This window comes from Liquorilactobacillus satsumensis, assembly GCF_964065465.1.
In the GTDB taxonomy this organism is placed as follows: domain Bacteria; phylum Bacillota; class Bacilli; order Lactobacillales; family Lactobacillaceae; genus Liquorilactobacillus; species Liquorilactobacillus satsumensis.
Genome location: NZ_OZ061606.1, coordinates 1,714,302 through 1,730,032, shown reverse-complemented (window position 1 = coordinate 1,730,032; position 15,731 = coordinate 1,714,302). Strand labels below are relative to the sequence as shown.

The 15,731-nt window shown below is 40.5% G+C and carries 12 protein-coding genes and 1 riboswitch; of the genes, 6 read left to right on the top strand and 6 right to left on the bottom strand.

From position 1 onward, the window contains the following. Nucleotides 1–118: 118 nt before the first annotated feature. Nucleotides 119–1,114 (bottom strand): UDP-glucose 4-epimerase GalE, encoded by a 996-nt coding sequence (gene galE, locus AB3Y88_RS08015; RefSeq protein WP_054757731.1) that lies wholly within the window; start codon nucleotides 1,112–1,114, stop codon nucleotides 119–121. A gap of 322 nt (nucleotides 1,115–1,436) precedes the next feature. On the opposite strand from galE, the gene AB3Y88_RS08010 reads away from it, so the two are divergent. The 3 genes from AB3Y88_RS08010 to AB3Y88_RS08000 all read left to right on the top strand — a co-directional run bounded on the left by AB3Y88_RS08010 (nucleotide 1,437) and on the right by AB3Y88_RS08000 (nucleotide 6,529). Further along, a complete protein-coding gene (locus AB3Y88_RS08010; protein WP_054757730.1) occupies nucleotides 1,437–2,162 on the top strand; it encodes a GntR family transcriptional regulator in 726 nt (241 codons plus the stop codon). Between the two features lie 182 nt (nucleotides 2,163–2,344). Continuing rightward, entirely contained in the window at nucleotides 2,345–4,723 is a 2,379-nt protein-coding gene (locus AB3Y88_RS08005) for a phosphoketolase (RefSeq protein ID WP_228888830.1), read from the top strand. Between the two features lie 477 nt (nucleotides 4,724–5,200). Continuing rightward, nucleotides 5,201–6,529: an amino acid permease gene (locus AB3Y88_RS08000; protein WP_228888843.1), complete on the top strand. Its 1,329-nt coding sequence runs from the start codon at nucleotides 5,201–5,203 to the stop codon at nucleotides 6,527–6,529. A 25-nt stretch (nucleotides 6,530–6,554) separates the two neighbouring features. Here the strand turns inward: AB3Y88_RS08000 and AB3Y88_RS07995 are convergent, their stop codons facing one another. Continuing rightward, on the bottom strand, nucleotides 6,555–6,794 hold the full coding sequence (locus AB3Y88_RS07995) for a DUF1413 domain-containing protein (protein WP_054757729.1): 240 nt from the start codon (nucleotides 6,792–6,794) through the stop codon (nucleotides 6,555–6,557). Nucleotides 6,795–6,936: 142 nt separating this feature from the next. On the opposite strand from AB3Y88_RS07995, the gene AB3Y88_RS07990 reads away from it, so the two are divergent. After that, complete coding sequence (locus AB3Y88_RS07990) at nucleotides 6,937–7,539, top strand: histidine phosphatase family protein (protein WP_054757728.1); 603 nt, start codon at nucleotides 6,937–6,939, stop codon at nucleotides 7,537–7,539. Between the two features lie 556 nt (nucleotides 7,540–8,095). Then, nucleotides 8,096–10,030, top strand: coding sequence for an N-acetylmuramoyl-L-alanine amidase family protein (locus AB3Y88_RS07985; protein ID WP_228888827.1), 1,935 nt, complete (start codon nucleotides 8,096–8,098; stop codon nucleotides 10,028–10,030). A gap of 295 nt (nucleotides 10,031–10,325) precedes the next feature. On the opposite strand, the gene AB3Y88_RS07980 is transcribed toward AB3Y88_RS07985, so the two are convergent. Then, a complete protein-coding gene (locus AB3Y88_RS07980) occupies nucleotides 10,326–11,156 on the bottom strand; it encodes a hypothetical protein (protein ID WP_056961657.1) in 831 nt (276 codons plus the stop codon). Nucleotides 11,157–11,316: 160 nt separating this feature from the next. On the opposite strand from AB3Y88_RS07980, the gene AB3Y88_RS07975 reads away from it, so the two are divergent. Further along, on the top strand, nucleotides 11,317–11,934 hold the full coding sequence (locus AB3Y88_RS07975) for a DedA family protein (RefSeq protein ID WP_228888825.1): 618 nt from the start codon (nucleotides 11,317–11,319) through the stop codon (nucleotides 11,932–11,934). A gap of 417 nt (nucleotides 11,935–12,351) precedes the next feature. Here AB3Y88_RS07975 and AB3Y88_RS07970 read toward each other — a convergent pair whose 3' ends face one another. The 3 genes from AB3Y88_RS07970 to AB3Y88_RS07960 form a co-directional block, all read right to left on the bottom strand. Next, nucleotides 12,352–13,527 carry a cyclopropane-fatty-acyl-phospholipid synthase family protein gene (locus AB3Y88_RS07970; protein ID WP_056961660.1) on the bottom strand — a complete coding sequence of 392 codons (1,176 nt, stop codon included), beginning with the start codon at nucleotides 13,525–13,527 and terminating at the stop codon, nucleotides 12,352–12,354. Between the two features lie 103 nt (nucleotides 13,528–13,630). Continuing rightward, complete coding sequence (locus AB3Y88_RS07965; RefSeq protein ID WP_228888822.1) at nucleotides 13,631–15,013, bottom strand: TrkH family potassium uptake protein; 1,383 nt, start codon at nucleotides 15,011–15,013, stop codon at nucleotides 13,631–13,633. Between the two features lie 23 nt (nucleotides 15,014–15,036). Beyond that, a complete protein-coding gene (locus AB3Y88_RS07960) occupies nucleotides 15,037–15,291 on the bottom strand; it encodes a hypothetical protein (RefSeq protein WP_054757724.1) in 255 nt (84 codons plus the stop codon). Between the two features lie 339 nt (nucleotides 15,292–15,630). Then, nucleotides 15,631–15,718: riboswitch (TPP riboswitch) on the top strand. The last annotated feature ends 13 nt before the right edge of the window (nucleotides 15,719–15,731 follow it).

Here is a 15,731-nt window from a genome sequence, read left to right as displayed (position 1 = left end):
AGTTTGTGAACGTATTCCTACTAAGCATTAAGCATGCAACAAAAAAACAGAAACCAGCGCAAAAAGCTTTGCTGATTTCTGTTTTTACAGTGTACCTTATTTCGAACACCTTTTTTTATTATTTTTCGTCAAAACCATTGGGATGTGTTTCGTGCCATTTCCAAGCAGTTTCAATGATCTTATGGATATCATCAAATTGCGGTTTCCAGCCTAAGATCTGGCGTGCTTTATCAGAAGCTGCAATCAAAGTATCTGGATCGCCGCCTCGGCGTGGAGCAATCACTGCTGGAATCTCTTTTCCAGTGACCTCACGTGCCGCTTTTAAGATCTCCATATTAGAAAAGCCAGTGGATGACCCTAAGTTAAAGGCTGTACTTTCATGACCTTCGCGCAGATAATTAACAGCTAAAATATGTGCATCTGCGAGATCAAAGGGATGAACATAATCGCGTACATTGGTTCCATCCGGTGTATTGTAGTCATCGCCGAAAATCTGCAATTTCTCACGCTGGCCTGTGGCAACTTGCAAAACAATCGGTAATAAATGTGTCTCAGGGTTATGATCCTCGCCAATACTGCCATCCGGCTTTGCACCAGCAACGTTAAAGTAGCGTAAAGCAACAAATTTAATGCCATTAGCAAGATCTGTCCAATGCATAATTTTTTCCATTGCAAGCTTGCTTTCACCATAAGGATTAATTGGCTTTTGCGGATCAGTTTCTTTAATCGGCATTGTTTCTGGAATACCATAAGTAGCTGCGGTAGAAGAAAAGACAATGCGTTTAACTCCAACTTCACTCATGACTTCCAACAACTTGATCATACCACCAGTATTGTTATCAAAATACTTCAAAGGTTTCTTCATAGATTCGGCTACCAATGAAAATGCCGCAAAATGAATCACAGCGTCAATCGCTGGATTTTCAGCAAAAACCTTCCGCATAAAATCTTGATCGGCAATGTCTCCTTGATAAAACTTTGCATTTTTATTAACAGCTGCGCGGTGACCTGTTACCAAGCTGTCGACTACGACAACCTCTGTTCCTTTTTCAACCAAACGATCAACTGTATGAGAGCCTATGTATCCAGCTCCTCCAAGAACTAAAATTGACATTCTCATTCCTCCTGAGATGTGAACTTGTATTTGAAAAACAATCTCCAAACACCGTTTCATTAGCTTTGTGCTGCAGCATCTGGATTAACAGATTCCAACTATCAAGTTTTTGCACTAAAATCAATAATACAAAAATCTGCTGCATCAACCACCATATTTTAACAGTTATTGCGCTCTTTTTGTCAAATAATTGTTAATTGTAATAGATTATATAGAATTTAAAGCTAATTCAAAGACTCACCGCAGGCTGTTCCCTTATTTTATTGTGTATTTTTTAAAATTGTGCTTAACTAGAATTTAGAAATTAATGAGGGGTATGCGTATGTCAGAGCTAGTATATAAACAGATTATTTCCGATTTGAAACATAAAATCTTCGCTGGGAGTTACCCAGATCTTCGGCTACCAGATGAACGTTCACTCAGCGAAAGCTACAAAGTCAGTCGCAGTTCTGTTAAAAGAGCGCTGAATCGCATGGCTAATGATGGCATGATCTTCAGAAAGCGTGGTGCAGGAACCTTTATTAATCCGCTTTATTTAAAGAATGAATCTGTTTTTAATTATGAAGAAAGCTCCAATTTAGGTGTGACCGATAATTTCAAAATGAACGGCAAACGGCCCAAAACAAAAGTCCTGACCTTTGAAGTGATTAAACCAACAGCTGAATTACGCCGAGATCTCTTTTTACTGCCAGATGACTTTGTCTATCAAATCGTTCGGTTGCGTCTCTTTGAAAAGAAACCCTTCATGATTGAAACCGGCTTTATTCCGATCAAGATTGTTCCAGAATTGACGCGTTCCATTATCAAAAAATCAATCTTCAATTATCTGCAAGAAGTCCATCACCAAGCAGTCACCAAATCGTTCCTTTCAGTTTTTGCAGAACCCTCTACCAAAAAAGATCAGGAACTTTTAAAGCTCGAGCCTAACGAACCCACCGGTGTGATGGAGGGTATCTTTTTCTTAGATGATGGGACTCCATTTGAATTTTCACACATGCGATTCCATTATAAATATTTAAAATTCAATTCCTTCGTCAGTGTGAATTAAATCCGCCACCGAGGCTGCATAAACTTGCCCATTGTATAATAAAAAGGATCCTGTTTTTTTCTTTAAAAATTGGTCCGGTCCAGAAAATAAAAAAGTTGATTTTTAGTAGATAATCCTTATTATTAATAGTGTAGACTATGTCGTTCAATTACAGGTAAACCCAATTAAAGGAGCTTAATATTATGGCTACAAATACAGTAGATTACAATTCACCCGCATACCTTGAAAAGCTTGATGCCTTCTGGCGTGCAGCCAACTATGTTTCTGTTGGTCAATTGTATCTAAAAGACAATCCCCTATTGACTCGTCCTTTAAAATCCAGTGATGTTAAAGTTAAACCAATCGGTCATTGGGGCACAATTGCTGGTCAAAATTTCATCTATGCCCACTTGAATCGTGTTATCAATAAGTACAACTTAAATATGCTGTACGTTGAAGGTCCAGGACACGGTGGTCAAGTAATGGTTTCGAATTCTTATCTTGATGGTAGTTATACTGAAATTTACCCCGAGATTACACAAGATGCCGCAGGAATGAAAAAACTATTTAAGCGTTTTTCTTTCCCAGGTGGGGTGGCTTCCCATGCTGCTCCTGAGACCCCTGGTTCGATTCACGAAGGTGGCGAACTTGGTTATTCTCTTTCGCATGGTGTTGGCGCTATTTTCGACAATCCTGATCTCATTTCAGCGGTCGTTGTTGGCGATGGAGAAGCAGAAACCGGCCCGCTTGCAACTTCTTGGCAATCCAATAAATTTATTAATCCAATTAATGATGGCGCTGCTTTGCCAATTTTAAATCTTAACGGTTTTAAAATTTCTAATCCGACACTCTTGTCACGTCAAAGTGATGCAGAATTGCAGAAATATTTTGAAGGTATGGGCTGGCACCCGCTGTTTGTTGCAGGAGACGACCCGGCAAAGCTGCATCCACAGATGGCTGCAGCCATGGATCAAGCAATTGAGGAAATCAAGGCTATTCAGACCCATGCACGTCAAAATAACGACCCTACGCTACCACAGTGGCCGTTAATCATTTTCCGAGCTCCTAAAGGCTGGACCGGTCCTAAAGAATGGGATCACGAACCCATTGAAAATTCATTCCGCGCTCACCAGATTCCAATTCCAGTGGATCAAAATGACATGCAACACGCTACTGCATTAGTCGCGTGGCTGAAGAGTTACCATCCAGAAGAACTTTTCACTGCAGCGGGTGCTTTAAAACCTGAAATTGCTGCAATCGCCCCGACTGGTGAACAGCGTATGGCTGCAAATCCGCATACTAACCCCGGCAAGCTGATTAAAGATCTAATCCTGCCTGATTATCGTAAATATGCAGTCGATGTAGCTCAACGCGGAAAAGTCTTTGCACAGGATATGACTGTCTTGGGCAAGTACCTTAAAGATGTGATCGAGCTAAACGAGTCGAATAAGAACTTCCGTTTATTCGGACCAGATGAGACAATGTCAAATCGACTTGCACCGATTTTTGAGGCGACAAAACGCCAATGGCTTGAGCAGATCAAAGAACCGAATGATGAATTCCTTGCAAGTGCAGGAAGAGTGATTGATTCTCAGCTTTCTGAACATCAAGATGAAGGCTGGCTTGAAGGCTATGTCTTAACCGGCAGACATGGTATCTTTGCCAGTTACGAAGCTTTCTTGCGCGTGGTTGATTCAATGCTGACACAACATTTCAAGTGGTTGCGTAAAGCAACTGACCAGCCTTGGCGCAGCGACATTCCTTCTTTGAACTTAATTGCTTCTTCAACTGTTTTCCAGCAAGATCATAACGGTTATACTCACCAAGATCCTGGTATTTTGGGACACTTAGCCGACAAAAAACCGGCGTTCATCCGCGAATATTTACCTGCTGATGCTAACACGCTGCTTGCAGTTGCTGACAAAGTGCTTAATGACCGCCAAAAGATCAACTTGATTGTGAGTTCAAAACACCCACGGCAACAATTCTATTCAGCTGCAGAAGCAAAAGAATTAGTTGATAATGGTCTAAAAATCATTGACTGGGCTTCAAGTGACCAACATGAAGAGCCTGATGTTGTCTTAGCGGCCGCAGGAACAGAACCCAACTTAGAGAGCTTAGCCGCAATTCAATTATTACACCAGGCTGCGCCAGAGTTGAAAATCCGCTTTATTAATGTCGTTGATCTGTTGAAACTCCGCAGCCAAAAATATGATCCACGTGGTTTGAGTGATCCAGAATTCGACGCTTTCTTTACTAAAGACAAACCTGTGATCTTTGCTTTTCATGGATATGAAGGTTTGATTCGCGACCTCTTCTTTGACCGCCATAATCATAACCTACACGTTCACGGCTACCGTGAAAATGGTGATATTACTACACCATTTGACATGCGTGTCTTAAATCAAATGGATCGCTTTGACCTTGTTAAGTCAATCATTCTTAGCTTACCTGCTGCCGAGAAATATGGTCAGCTCATCGCAAAAATGGATGCTGTGATTGCTAAACATCACCAATATATTCGCGATGAAGGCACTGATTTGCCTGAAGTTGAAGCATGGAAATGGGAAGGCCTTCACTAACCCTAAAAATTGACCCAGCCAAACTAGTTAGCAACGCACTCGCCTGCTTCTTTCACAAAGTTGGCTGAAGGTGTCAAACTGCGCCAATTCAAAAATATTTGCTGATTACCTTGAAATGCCCATAATTTTCATTTATGATGGGAGAATAAACAAAGAGAAAGACACGTGTTTGAAGTTATTTTTTAAGAGAGGCTGGGGTTGGTGTAAACCGGCTATAAATTATTCAAGCATACTACTTTCAAGTGCAATTTGAGTAGTTTAACAAAACGAAATGGTTGTCGGTGAGAATCGTTATTAATTTAAAGTGTAATCGAGTATGTTGATTAAAAATGGGTGGTACCACGCTACAAGCGCCCCTGAATTTAAAAATTCAGGGACGCTTTTTTATTTCTTTAATTGCTACTTGTCTGATTTCGAAGGGAGAAAGTGAAGTTGAAACAAAAAAGAAAATTAAACCGCGGGCTATCGTCGCGACACATGCAGATGATTGCCCTTGGTGGAACTATTGGTGTCGGACTTTTCATGGGGTCAACTGCCACAATTAAGTGGACAGGCCCATCTGTCCTACTTGCATATGCTCTTGCCGGCCTGATTTTGTATCTGGTAATGCGCGCCCTAGGGGAAATGCTCTATGTTGATCCCAGCACCGCTTCGTTTGCTAAATTTGCTACAGAATATATCCATCCGCTTGCAGGTTATCTGACGGCCTGGAGTAATATTTTTCAGTATCTAGTTGTGGGAATCAGTGAAGTTATCGCAGTCGGTCAATATCTAAATTATTGGTGGCCTGGAATTCCTGGGTGGATTTCCGGAACAGTTATTGTCGTGACCCTCTGTATTGCTAATCTTGTCTCTGTCAGGGCTTATGGAGAACTTGAATCTTGGTTTTCATTGATCAAAGTTGTTACCATTATTTTTATGCTGATCCTTGGGGCCTTAGTAATTCTTTTAGGGATTGGAAATCATGGTCATCCACTAGGTTTTGCAAATCTTTGGTCTCACGGCGGTTTCTTTACTGGTGGTTTTAAGGGATTTGTCTTTTCACTTTCAATTGTGATCGCATCCTATCAAGGGATAGAAGTTATTGGGATCACTGCGGGTGAAGCTCGGGACCCTCAAACTACCATTGTTAAATCTATTAAATCAATTGTTGCACGGATTTTAATCTTCTATATCGGAGCAATTTTTGTGATTGTTACAATTTATCCTTGGAATCAATTAGCGCAAGTTGGTTCGCCCTTTGTTGAAACCTTTGCGCGTGTTGGAATTACAGCCGCTGCCAGCATCATTAATTTTGTCCTGGTAACTGCGGCAATGTCTGGTTGCAATTCTGGAATTTTCAGTTCTAGTCGCATGCTCTACAGTCTCGGACTCAAAAAAGAAATCTCGGATAAATTCGTCAAATTATCACGTCATGGAGTCCCGATTTTGCCGGTTTTGACAATTTCGATTGGTATCTTTTGCGGGATGCTCCTCAACGAGATTCTACCGCTTTTTATTAAAAGTAGCTCTAACATTTTTGTTTTCGTCTATAGTTCCAGCGTTCTTCCCGGAATGGTTCCTTGGTTCGTTATTTTGCTAAGTCAACTGAAGTTCAGAAAGTTGCATCAAGCTGAATTGCAAGACCATCCCTTTAAACTGCCCTTGTATCCTTACAGCAACTATTTTGCCTTACTTGCTTTACTAGTTACATTAGTCTTTATGTTTCTTAATCCTGAAACTCGTATTTCGGTATTGATTGGTTTTGTTTTCTTAATTGTTATGACCCTGATTTACTGGATAACACGAAAAAAACAAACAGTCTAAAGCATCTTGAAAAAGATCTTATAATTTACACTTTGCGATAACAACTTCGCTGCTTACGATCTTTAGTCGCCAATAATCGCAGCGTTGGATAATGTCCAGCGAGAACTTCTCTGCGAAAAAGGTTACCTGCTTGTACACGTGTGCCGATATAGAGTTGCTGCCAGTCCGCTTCACCATATAATTCTGGTAAAGAAAACTGGCTCTCACTAGGTTGCTTTTTCAGTTGTTCTTCAATCCTTGTAAAAATTGCTTTCATTTCTTGCATCTTGTTCCCCTCCTAAAAGTGATTATTTACCAGCTAATTTATTATTTATTTTTAGGATACACCTGCTGTGAAAAAAAGGATTTGCTTTTGCTCTAAGGATTGCTTATCCTAAAAACAACAGAAATTTTACTGGAGGTCCATCATGACAACTCTCTATATTATCCGTCACGGTCAAAGCGAAGCAAACGCTGCTGGAATCTTGCAAGGTAGTCAAATCGACACGCCGTTGACTGCTAAAGGCCGCCAACAGGCTTTGACAGTCCGTCAAAAATTGGCAGCCACTACCGCAATTCACTTTGATCTGGTCTTCGCTAGTCCGCTTTTACGTGCGGCTCAAACAGCTCAACTCATTGCGCCGCATGCAACAACCATCTTCGATTCCCGCTTGCGTGAATTTGACTATGGTGACTGGGATGGGCAACTTGAAGCCGATATCCATCGAAAATACTCAGAATTTTTCGATGATCAATTCAACCTGCTTCCTGGTTCCGAAAAACTTTCGCATGGTGAAGATTTTCAAACTGTAACTGCACGGCTTGACAGCTTCTTCACTGAACTTGCACAAACATATCCACAACAGACACTCCTAGTTGCGAGCCATGGGTTCACTATCAAGTTAATGTTGAATGCTGTCCTAGGCATCAATCATCTGACCAGTCTCAATGAACCTTTAAATGCTGGATTAACTAAGATTAGCCTTTCTCCAACTAGCCGCACGCTTTTGTTCTTCAACCAAACTCTTTAAAAATCGTACAATCAGAGAGTGTGACATAAGTCGGTAAAATTTGAGTACTTCGAGGTTAGACGAAAAATTTTGACTTATGGACCACGTTTATCCGGAATAATTAAAAGAGCTAGACTAAAACTTCACTTTTGGTCCAGCCCTTTTTTATTTTACATTTTAACGATTACTGCTCTCAGCACTCTCTGAATGCCTAAGCCAGCATTACGTGTAACCAAACCCAGGTTACTTTGTAATGCTGGACTTAGTCTACGGAAGCTAAACGCAGGGTGTCGGCACTTCTTTAATTAACAGTTAAGTTATTTGCCCGTTCACAGCGCATTATGCTATCATGCACTTAAGTAACTGTCATAATCCTAGTACGTGGAATTTCACGTGTAAAATTTTATGTAATGACCCTTAATATTGTTTTTTCAGTCTTTTCTATCCCCTCCAGTTGATTTCAAAATTGCCAAGCAACTGTTTTGGAATCCCTCAAAATGATCTTACTTAAACGCCAAATAACATAACTTAAAGTCCAGTGTTCAGTAAAATGCACGTAAGAAGGGAAGTTAATTTGATGCCGTTGTTCCGCAAGAAATCACTCAGACATAGAGGAGTTGAACGTCCTTCAATTTTGTTTGCAACTGCTTTTTCTCTCTTGCTAGCTACTGCTTACTTAGGAGCTCACGCTGATAATTCCGACCTTGTCAGCGACTCAACTACAAGTTCTAACAGCAGCCTTTCAAGTTCTACAAACAGTAGCTCTGCAACAGATATCAGCAGCAGTTCACACTCAAATTCCCAAACAACTAGCACTGCGACTTCAGAAACCAGTAGTTCTGCAACTTCAAAAAATTCTGCCGAACAAGCAAAACAAACAACTAGTACGACTGCTAGTACTGTCAGTTCTAATTCAGCTACTTCGGCCAAAAGTGATGCTGCTAAAACCTCAAGTGCAGATACAACTTATGCTTCAAGTACAAGTTCAAGTGCAAACTCCAGCAGTTCGAATACTAGTAGTACCAAGGAGAAGACAACTAAAGACACAACCAGTTCAGCTACAAACTCGTCATCTATCACGAGCACAAGTTCCAGCACAGTGATCCCTCAAAGTACAGCAGTTGCCAGCAGCCCTCTTTCTTCAGCAAAAACAAGCTCCGAAAATACTGTTAGCCAATCTGTTAAAAAGGTTTCTTCTGCTTCTGCCGTCTCTGCGATCTCGCCTGATACAGCTGCTTCTACAAGCTCTACACATGAAGCTACAACAAATTCAATCCCTGCAACAAGCTTTTGGAATTTGCTGAATAATACAGCCGAACCTGAAAAAAAGCCGTCACAACAACAGACCGAAACCGTCGCCGAAAATTTGGTAACTGTCATTGAAAATAAAGTTGTGACTAAAAATACCCAAGTAGATTATCTTAATCAAATGCGCGCTAAGGGTGTGCTTAAGTCCGATCATTCCTGGACCATCCATGACAGTTCTCAAAAAATCAACGCAGCACTGCAGCAAGCACAGTCTACCATTGAACTTTTTTTCAGATTTACTGTCAACAACAACTGGTTCCATGGGATTACAACCAGAATTATCAAAGAAGAAGCTGTTCCTGAGGAAAATGCTGAAAGCTTGAATAGTAACGAAGAAGAATACGCCCAAAACACATCTGGTTATCAAATTCAAAAGCCTAAGCGGTCTGCCTTAACTATTCCAGGAAAGATTGAAAGTTTTATTACCACGATTAGCGGTCAAGTTCCCGCATACGCCGTTCAAGCTAAAATTGCTAATCAGACTTACCGACTGAATGGCCTTACCGGGCAAAAACAAAGTGGCTGGCAAACAACCCAAGGTGCAACTCAGTATTATAACTCACAAGGGCAACAACTGACTGGATTGCAAAAAATTGGCAATTCCACCTATTACTTTTCACAAGCTGGTTCCTTACAAAGGGGGATGAGAAAGTTGCGTAATGATTGGTATTTCTTCGACAAGAAGAGCGGCATAATGCAAACTGGTTTTCATTCTCTTACCCCTGAGCAGGTTGTCTACCTTGATGAAAATGGAAAGTTGCAGTATGGTCTCAAAAAAATTGGTGGCCACTTGTATCTTTTTGATAAGCACAGTGGCGTTATGCAAACCGGATTTCAGTACCTTAAACTTCAAAGAAAGACTGTCTACTTTAACAAACAGGGACAAATGCAGTTCGGATCACACCAGATTGATGGTCAGTGGTACCTCTTTGATAACACAACGGGAGCCCTAAAAACCGGTCTGCGTTATCTCCCTGATACCCAAAAAGTTGCTTATTTTAATGCAGCGGGACAGATGCAGTATGGGTGTCAGAAGATTAACGGCAAATGGTATTATTTCGACAAGCAAACAGGTGCAATGAAAACCGGTTTTCAATATTCGCCTGCAACAAAATTACTTGTATACTATAACAGAGCTGGTCAAAGAACTCATACATTGCAAAAACAAGCAGGAAAATGGCTGGTAGCGCACTCACAGGCTTAGATACAGCAGGCGCAATCGCAATGCCGACAACCAGTGTCCAACTAACTGCCTTGGACTGAATAATTTTTCTGTAATCAAACAAAGAGAGTATGCCATAAGTCGGTAAAATTTGAGTAATTCGAGGTTAGACGAAAAATTTTGACTTATGGAACACGGTTATCCGAAATAAGTAAAGGAGCTAGACTAAAATTTCACTTTTGGTCCAGCCCCTTATTTTTTAGATTATCCAAACTAAATTTGTTTTCTTTTTTTAAACACTGCTTCAGCATCCAATTAACGATGCATCCACCAATACCTATTTGAATTCGCGGGCGATTTCACGCACACTGACATTTTGCTCCCGTGCTCTAGTAATGACCTCGCGCACATCCCGATCAGTAAATGCTTTAGAATCAACACCTTCATGGTCCAAATCCCGACGTGCTTGCTGTAACTGTTTTTTAGTGATTTTACCAACAGCCGAGGTGACTCCGCTACTTGTTGTCCCCTGACTTCTTGGTAAAAGTGTATTTTCGTCAGTGTCTGAGCTTGAACTGTCAGCTCCTGTGACATGATATCCCAGTGCTGCTAAGACTCGATCGTTACTGCTTTGCAGCTTCTTTGCCTTTTTTCGAATCTCATCATAATAATGCTGATCAATATTACCGTAGCCCAAGATAACCGCTAATTTAGTATTAGAAGCCGTATACTCATAATTAGTCGCTAAAATCTTAGCTCGTTGATAATTTTTTTCAAAAATGTCAAGTTCATGCAGAACTTCCTTTAGCTCAGTTTCGTTAGAGGCCGCCCTTCTCACCAGTGTTTGTGAGCCATTCTCAACTTGAGTGACCTCATGAAACAGCTGCCGTGCACGTGTGTAACTTCCCTTTTTAACCCATTTCAAGCCGGCACGATATTTAACGACCTGGGTCAGGTGTGCATTAGCTGCTTTATCGTTGGGCTTTTTTTTCAAAGCATCACGAAAATGATTCTCTGCTTGCATGTACTTAGAGCTTTCAATTGCTTTTTCACCCGCATTAAAAGCCCCACGATAATACTGCGCAGTTTCAACATGTTTTGTATAACCGTAGCCAATGAAAATGACTGCAATAATCAAAGTAACAATCAGCCATGCTTTCCTGCCCATTTACCGATCCCCCGCTTTCGTGTCTATCAGATGATATTATACCATTTTTTAGTAATTAAAAAGTTAATTTCTCAACTGGAGCAGATAGTTTTTCCATTATATTTGACCCTTCCATCTCCAGTTGGGTACAATTAGCAAAACGAATCTTTAGGAGGACAAGATGAATACAGCGACATTAACCGACCTCATCAATCAATATGGCTATTTTGGAATTGCCGCTTTAATTGCACTTGAAAATATTTTTCCCCCGATTCCTTCAGAAGTAATTCTCACATTTTCAGGTTTTATTACGCTTTCAAGCCGGCTAAGTGTCACCGGAACAATCATTGCTGCAACGATTGGTGCCGTAATCGGTGCACTTGTTCTCTATGCCCTTGGGCGTCTACTCTCTGCCAAACGCCTTGAAAGACTCCTCGCAGGTAGAACCGGTAAATTGCTACATTTAAAACCCAGTGACGTAGCGCGTGCAGCCGCTTTTTTCAAACGTCATGGTGGGCAAGCTGTCTTTTTTGGCCGCTTCATTCCCCTGATTCGCAGCTTAATTTCTCTTCCTGCCGGGATGTCTGGCTATCCTCTTGGAAGGTTTCTGCTCTTTTCAACTTTAGGGACCCTCATCTGGAACACTGTGTTGATTCTAGTTGGCCGCCTTGCAGGACATGCCTGGCCGCATATTGTTACAACAATCGAAGGCTATGGCAAATTACTACTATTAATAGTTTTGCTCGTGGCAGTTCTGGCGTTTTGGTGGTATCACCGCCAGAAACGTAAGAAAGTATAACTCAACGCAGCAAAAGAAAACAATAAGTTATATCGGTAAAATTTGCAGCTTAATTCGCACTTGCAACCAAACTTTGGTCTTGACGATGCGTCATGCGGAATTATTCGCAAAATTTTGACTTATGGAATACGTTTATGCAGAATAACTAGAAAAAGAGTGTGACATAAGTCGGGAAAATTTGAGTACTAACTCGAAATTACGAACATAGCGGGTACTTTGCTATGAGTAATTCGAAGTTAGACGGAGAATTTTGACTTATGGAACACGTTTATCCGGAATAAAAGAGGGACTTTGACAAAATTTAACTTTTGTCAAAGCCCCCAATCTCTTAGTCTTATTTTTTAAGCTCCACATTAAGCGTTTAATTACCCAGTCTTGAGCTATTGGTCGCTACTTGCCTGCTTAAGGCTTTTTGTTTTACTTAGTATAAATATAATCACGCGTTTTAGGCAGATTTTTGCCGCTTGGTCCTTTAGAGATTAAATACTGAATTACGTCAATATTCCCGGCTTCAAAAGAAGCTGCACATGCTTGCAAATACAGATCCCACATGCGAATAAATTTACGATCTTTGCTCTCTGAAATTTTAGCAATGTTTTGCTTAAAATTTCGCTCCCAAATCTCTAGTGTGCGTTGATAATGACGCCGCAAAGTCTCTAAATCAAAGACCTGCATTCCGGCAGCTACAATGTGTTCCAAATTCTCAGTCATTCCTGGAATGTATCCACCTGGGAAAATGTATTGATTGATCCAACCATTATAGGCTCCACCTTGTTGTCTTGTAATGCCATGAATCAGCGCTACTCCATCGTCGCTGAGATAATCAGCTACCGTTTGGAAATAAGTTTCCAGATTATCTTCACCAACATGTTCAAACATTCCGACACTCGTAATGTAGTCAAAAGGTCCGTGCTTTAACTCACGATAATCTTCAAGATATACGTGTGCATGAGCTTCGAGTCCCTCATCCTTAATTCGTTGTTGTACGAATTTGTACTGTTCCTCACTTAAGGTAATTCCTGAGACATCTAATCCATATTCTTTTGCAGCAGTCAGCATCAATGTCCCCCAGCCACAGCCAATGTCTAACAACGTCTTGCCGGGTTGCGGATGGAGTTTTTTAATAATATGATGTACCTTATTCAGCTGAGCTTGCTCAAGCGTGTCGTTTTCACTTTCAAAATAGGCACAAGAATAGGTCATCGTGGGATCAAGCCACAACCGATAAAATTCATTTCCTAAATCATAATGGCTTTGCACATCATCTTTGCTGTGACGCTCTGAATGAGATTGTTTAGGCAAAAAATGTTTTAATTTACTGTTGTAGAAGAAACTGTCATGCGCTTCATACGCTGATTTAACCAGTCTTTGAATTGAGCCTTCAATCTGGATTCTACCATCCATATAAGCTTCCCCCAAAGCAATTGAAGCATTCCGTAAGAGATCTTTTATGGGGACTGCCTCTTTGAATGTAATTGTTACCTCAGGTTCACCCTGTCCGTATTCCTCGCTTGTTCCATCCCAGTAATTAATTCTGACGGGAATATTAAATGATTTACTTAACATCTTCTTGTAAAAAATCTTATCAAGCATTGCAAAACGTCATCTGCCTTTCACTCTCTTAATTAACGAATATTAACATTTTAACACTTTTTAACTTTTGCTGTTTTCTTAAAGCACTTCTCTAAAGTTAACATTATCCGATAATAACCTGTTCTACCGGATACATATAATTAGCTTCCTGCTCCTTTTTAGAAATAAACAACATTAACATATACAACATTCCAACACGCCCAATAAACATCAATACAATAATTACAATCTTTCCCACTACACTAAGTGATCCGGTAATTCCCAAAGACAGTCCCGTTGTTCCAAAAGCCGACGCAACTTCAAAAATCAAGGCTATCAAAGATTGCTTTTCTGTTGCAGCAAGGAGCAACACTGCAAGGCCACACAAAAGCAAGGAAAGATTAACCACAACAACTGCTTTTTGAATATCGTCATGCCCAATCCGCCGCCCAAAAATGTTGACATCCTTTCTTCCCCGAATAAAAGAATATAGATACAATAAAAGAATCCCAATTGTCGTTGTCCGTACTCCGCCGCCAACTGAGCTGGGACTTGCCCCAATGAACATCAGCAGTGAAAAAAGCAACAATGTTACGGGACGAAAATCAGTCAAAGCATCCAACTGCAACCCGGCATTACGTGTCGAGGCACTATAGAATAAAGCCGTCATAACTTTTTCACTCAGTGGTTGGCTTGCAAATTTTCCCTGCAGTTCTGCTAGAAAGATGAGCACCGCACCTAAGACAAAAAAGAGTGCCGCAAAAAAAACTGCGAGTTTAACAAACAGGGAAAACTGAAATCTTCCACTTTTTTTGGTATTAAACCTAAATAAAAACCATTCACGCAATTCTGCTAAAACTGGGAAGCCAATCCCACCCACAATAATCAATACAATGACAAAAAATAAAAACAGGTAATCATGGCGATATGGATGCAGCGAACTACCAGTTATGTCAAACCCGGCATTGGTCACTGCAGTAATAGATGTATAGAAGCCCTCAAAAAGTGCTTCTTTAAAATTTAAAAAATCACTTTTTAGGTAGAAATATCCTGCAAAAATAATTCCAAAAAATAGTTGCAAAGCCATCATTAATCCAAAAACAGAATAGACCAAGCGGACAGTTCCACTTAGCCTAGGCTGATTCATATCTACCTGAATTAACTGTCGTTGGTGCAATGATATCCGCCGTCTGGTGAAGATCATCCCCACCGTTGCCAACATCGTGACACCTAAACCACCGACCTGAAATAAAATTTCCAATAAAACAACGCCATAATTATTATAGACTTCATTAATTGGGACAGTTGTAAGCCCCGTTACACTAACCGTTGAAACCGCCATAAAAAATGTATCCAAAGGGGAAGAAACTCCCGCAGGATTGCGAAAAAAGGGAAGACTTAACAATGCAAAAGTAATGATAATCAACCCAAAATACGCACACACAATTAATTGAATTGGGGTTGTATTTTCACGAACCTTTAGCCAAGCTCGGCTGATACTCTTCATTGCTATAATCTTCCTTTAATCTATTATTTAACTAACTTTAGCTTCGAATAACTGATCACAACTTTTTGTTTCAATTCTTGCGCAGTACTCGATTGACTATACTCTTTGTCAAAATCAATGATTGCAGAGTTTTTGAGCTGTTTTTTAATAATTCCCTTAAAGTGATGCCTGTTAAAGACAAAAGCAACGTGCCTACTCTTTTTGAATGGTTCTCCAAGGATGCTGACCTCGATCACTTGCTTGTCCCTAGCTCCTCTGCTCTTTGGTGCCTCACTCATAAGCTCTCCTCCTTAAAAATACCCCCGATACAACCTTCACTGCAGTCTTGATCCAAAAAGCGCCGACAGACCTCTAATCTCTGCCGGCAGACTACATTAGTATTATACCGCTAATTATCATTTAATACTAATCAAAAAGAAGGCCCATCACCTTTGGCTATCAAACTTGTATCATGCTGATAGCTTTAAGCTCAGTGACAACTAATTCTACAAGTTCAAGCGTTCAACCTATTAACTTAACCACCGCTTGGATTACTTTTAACAGCAGACCTTTTCCAAATAATGATAACGGTTTACTTTTCCGCCTATCTTTGCTAGACTTAAATCGTTATTAATAAGATATTCAAGCTGGGGTGCCTTTTGGCTGAGAATTACCCATCGACCTGATCTGGACAATGCCAGCGGAGGGAGCTTAACATGATTAATAGTACCTTTTTGAT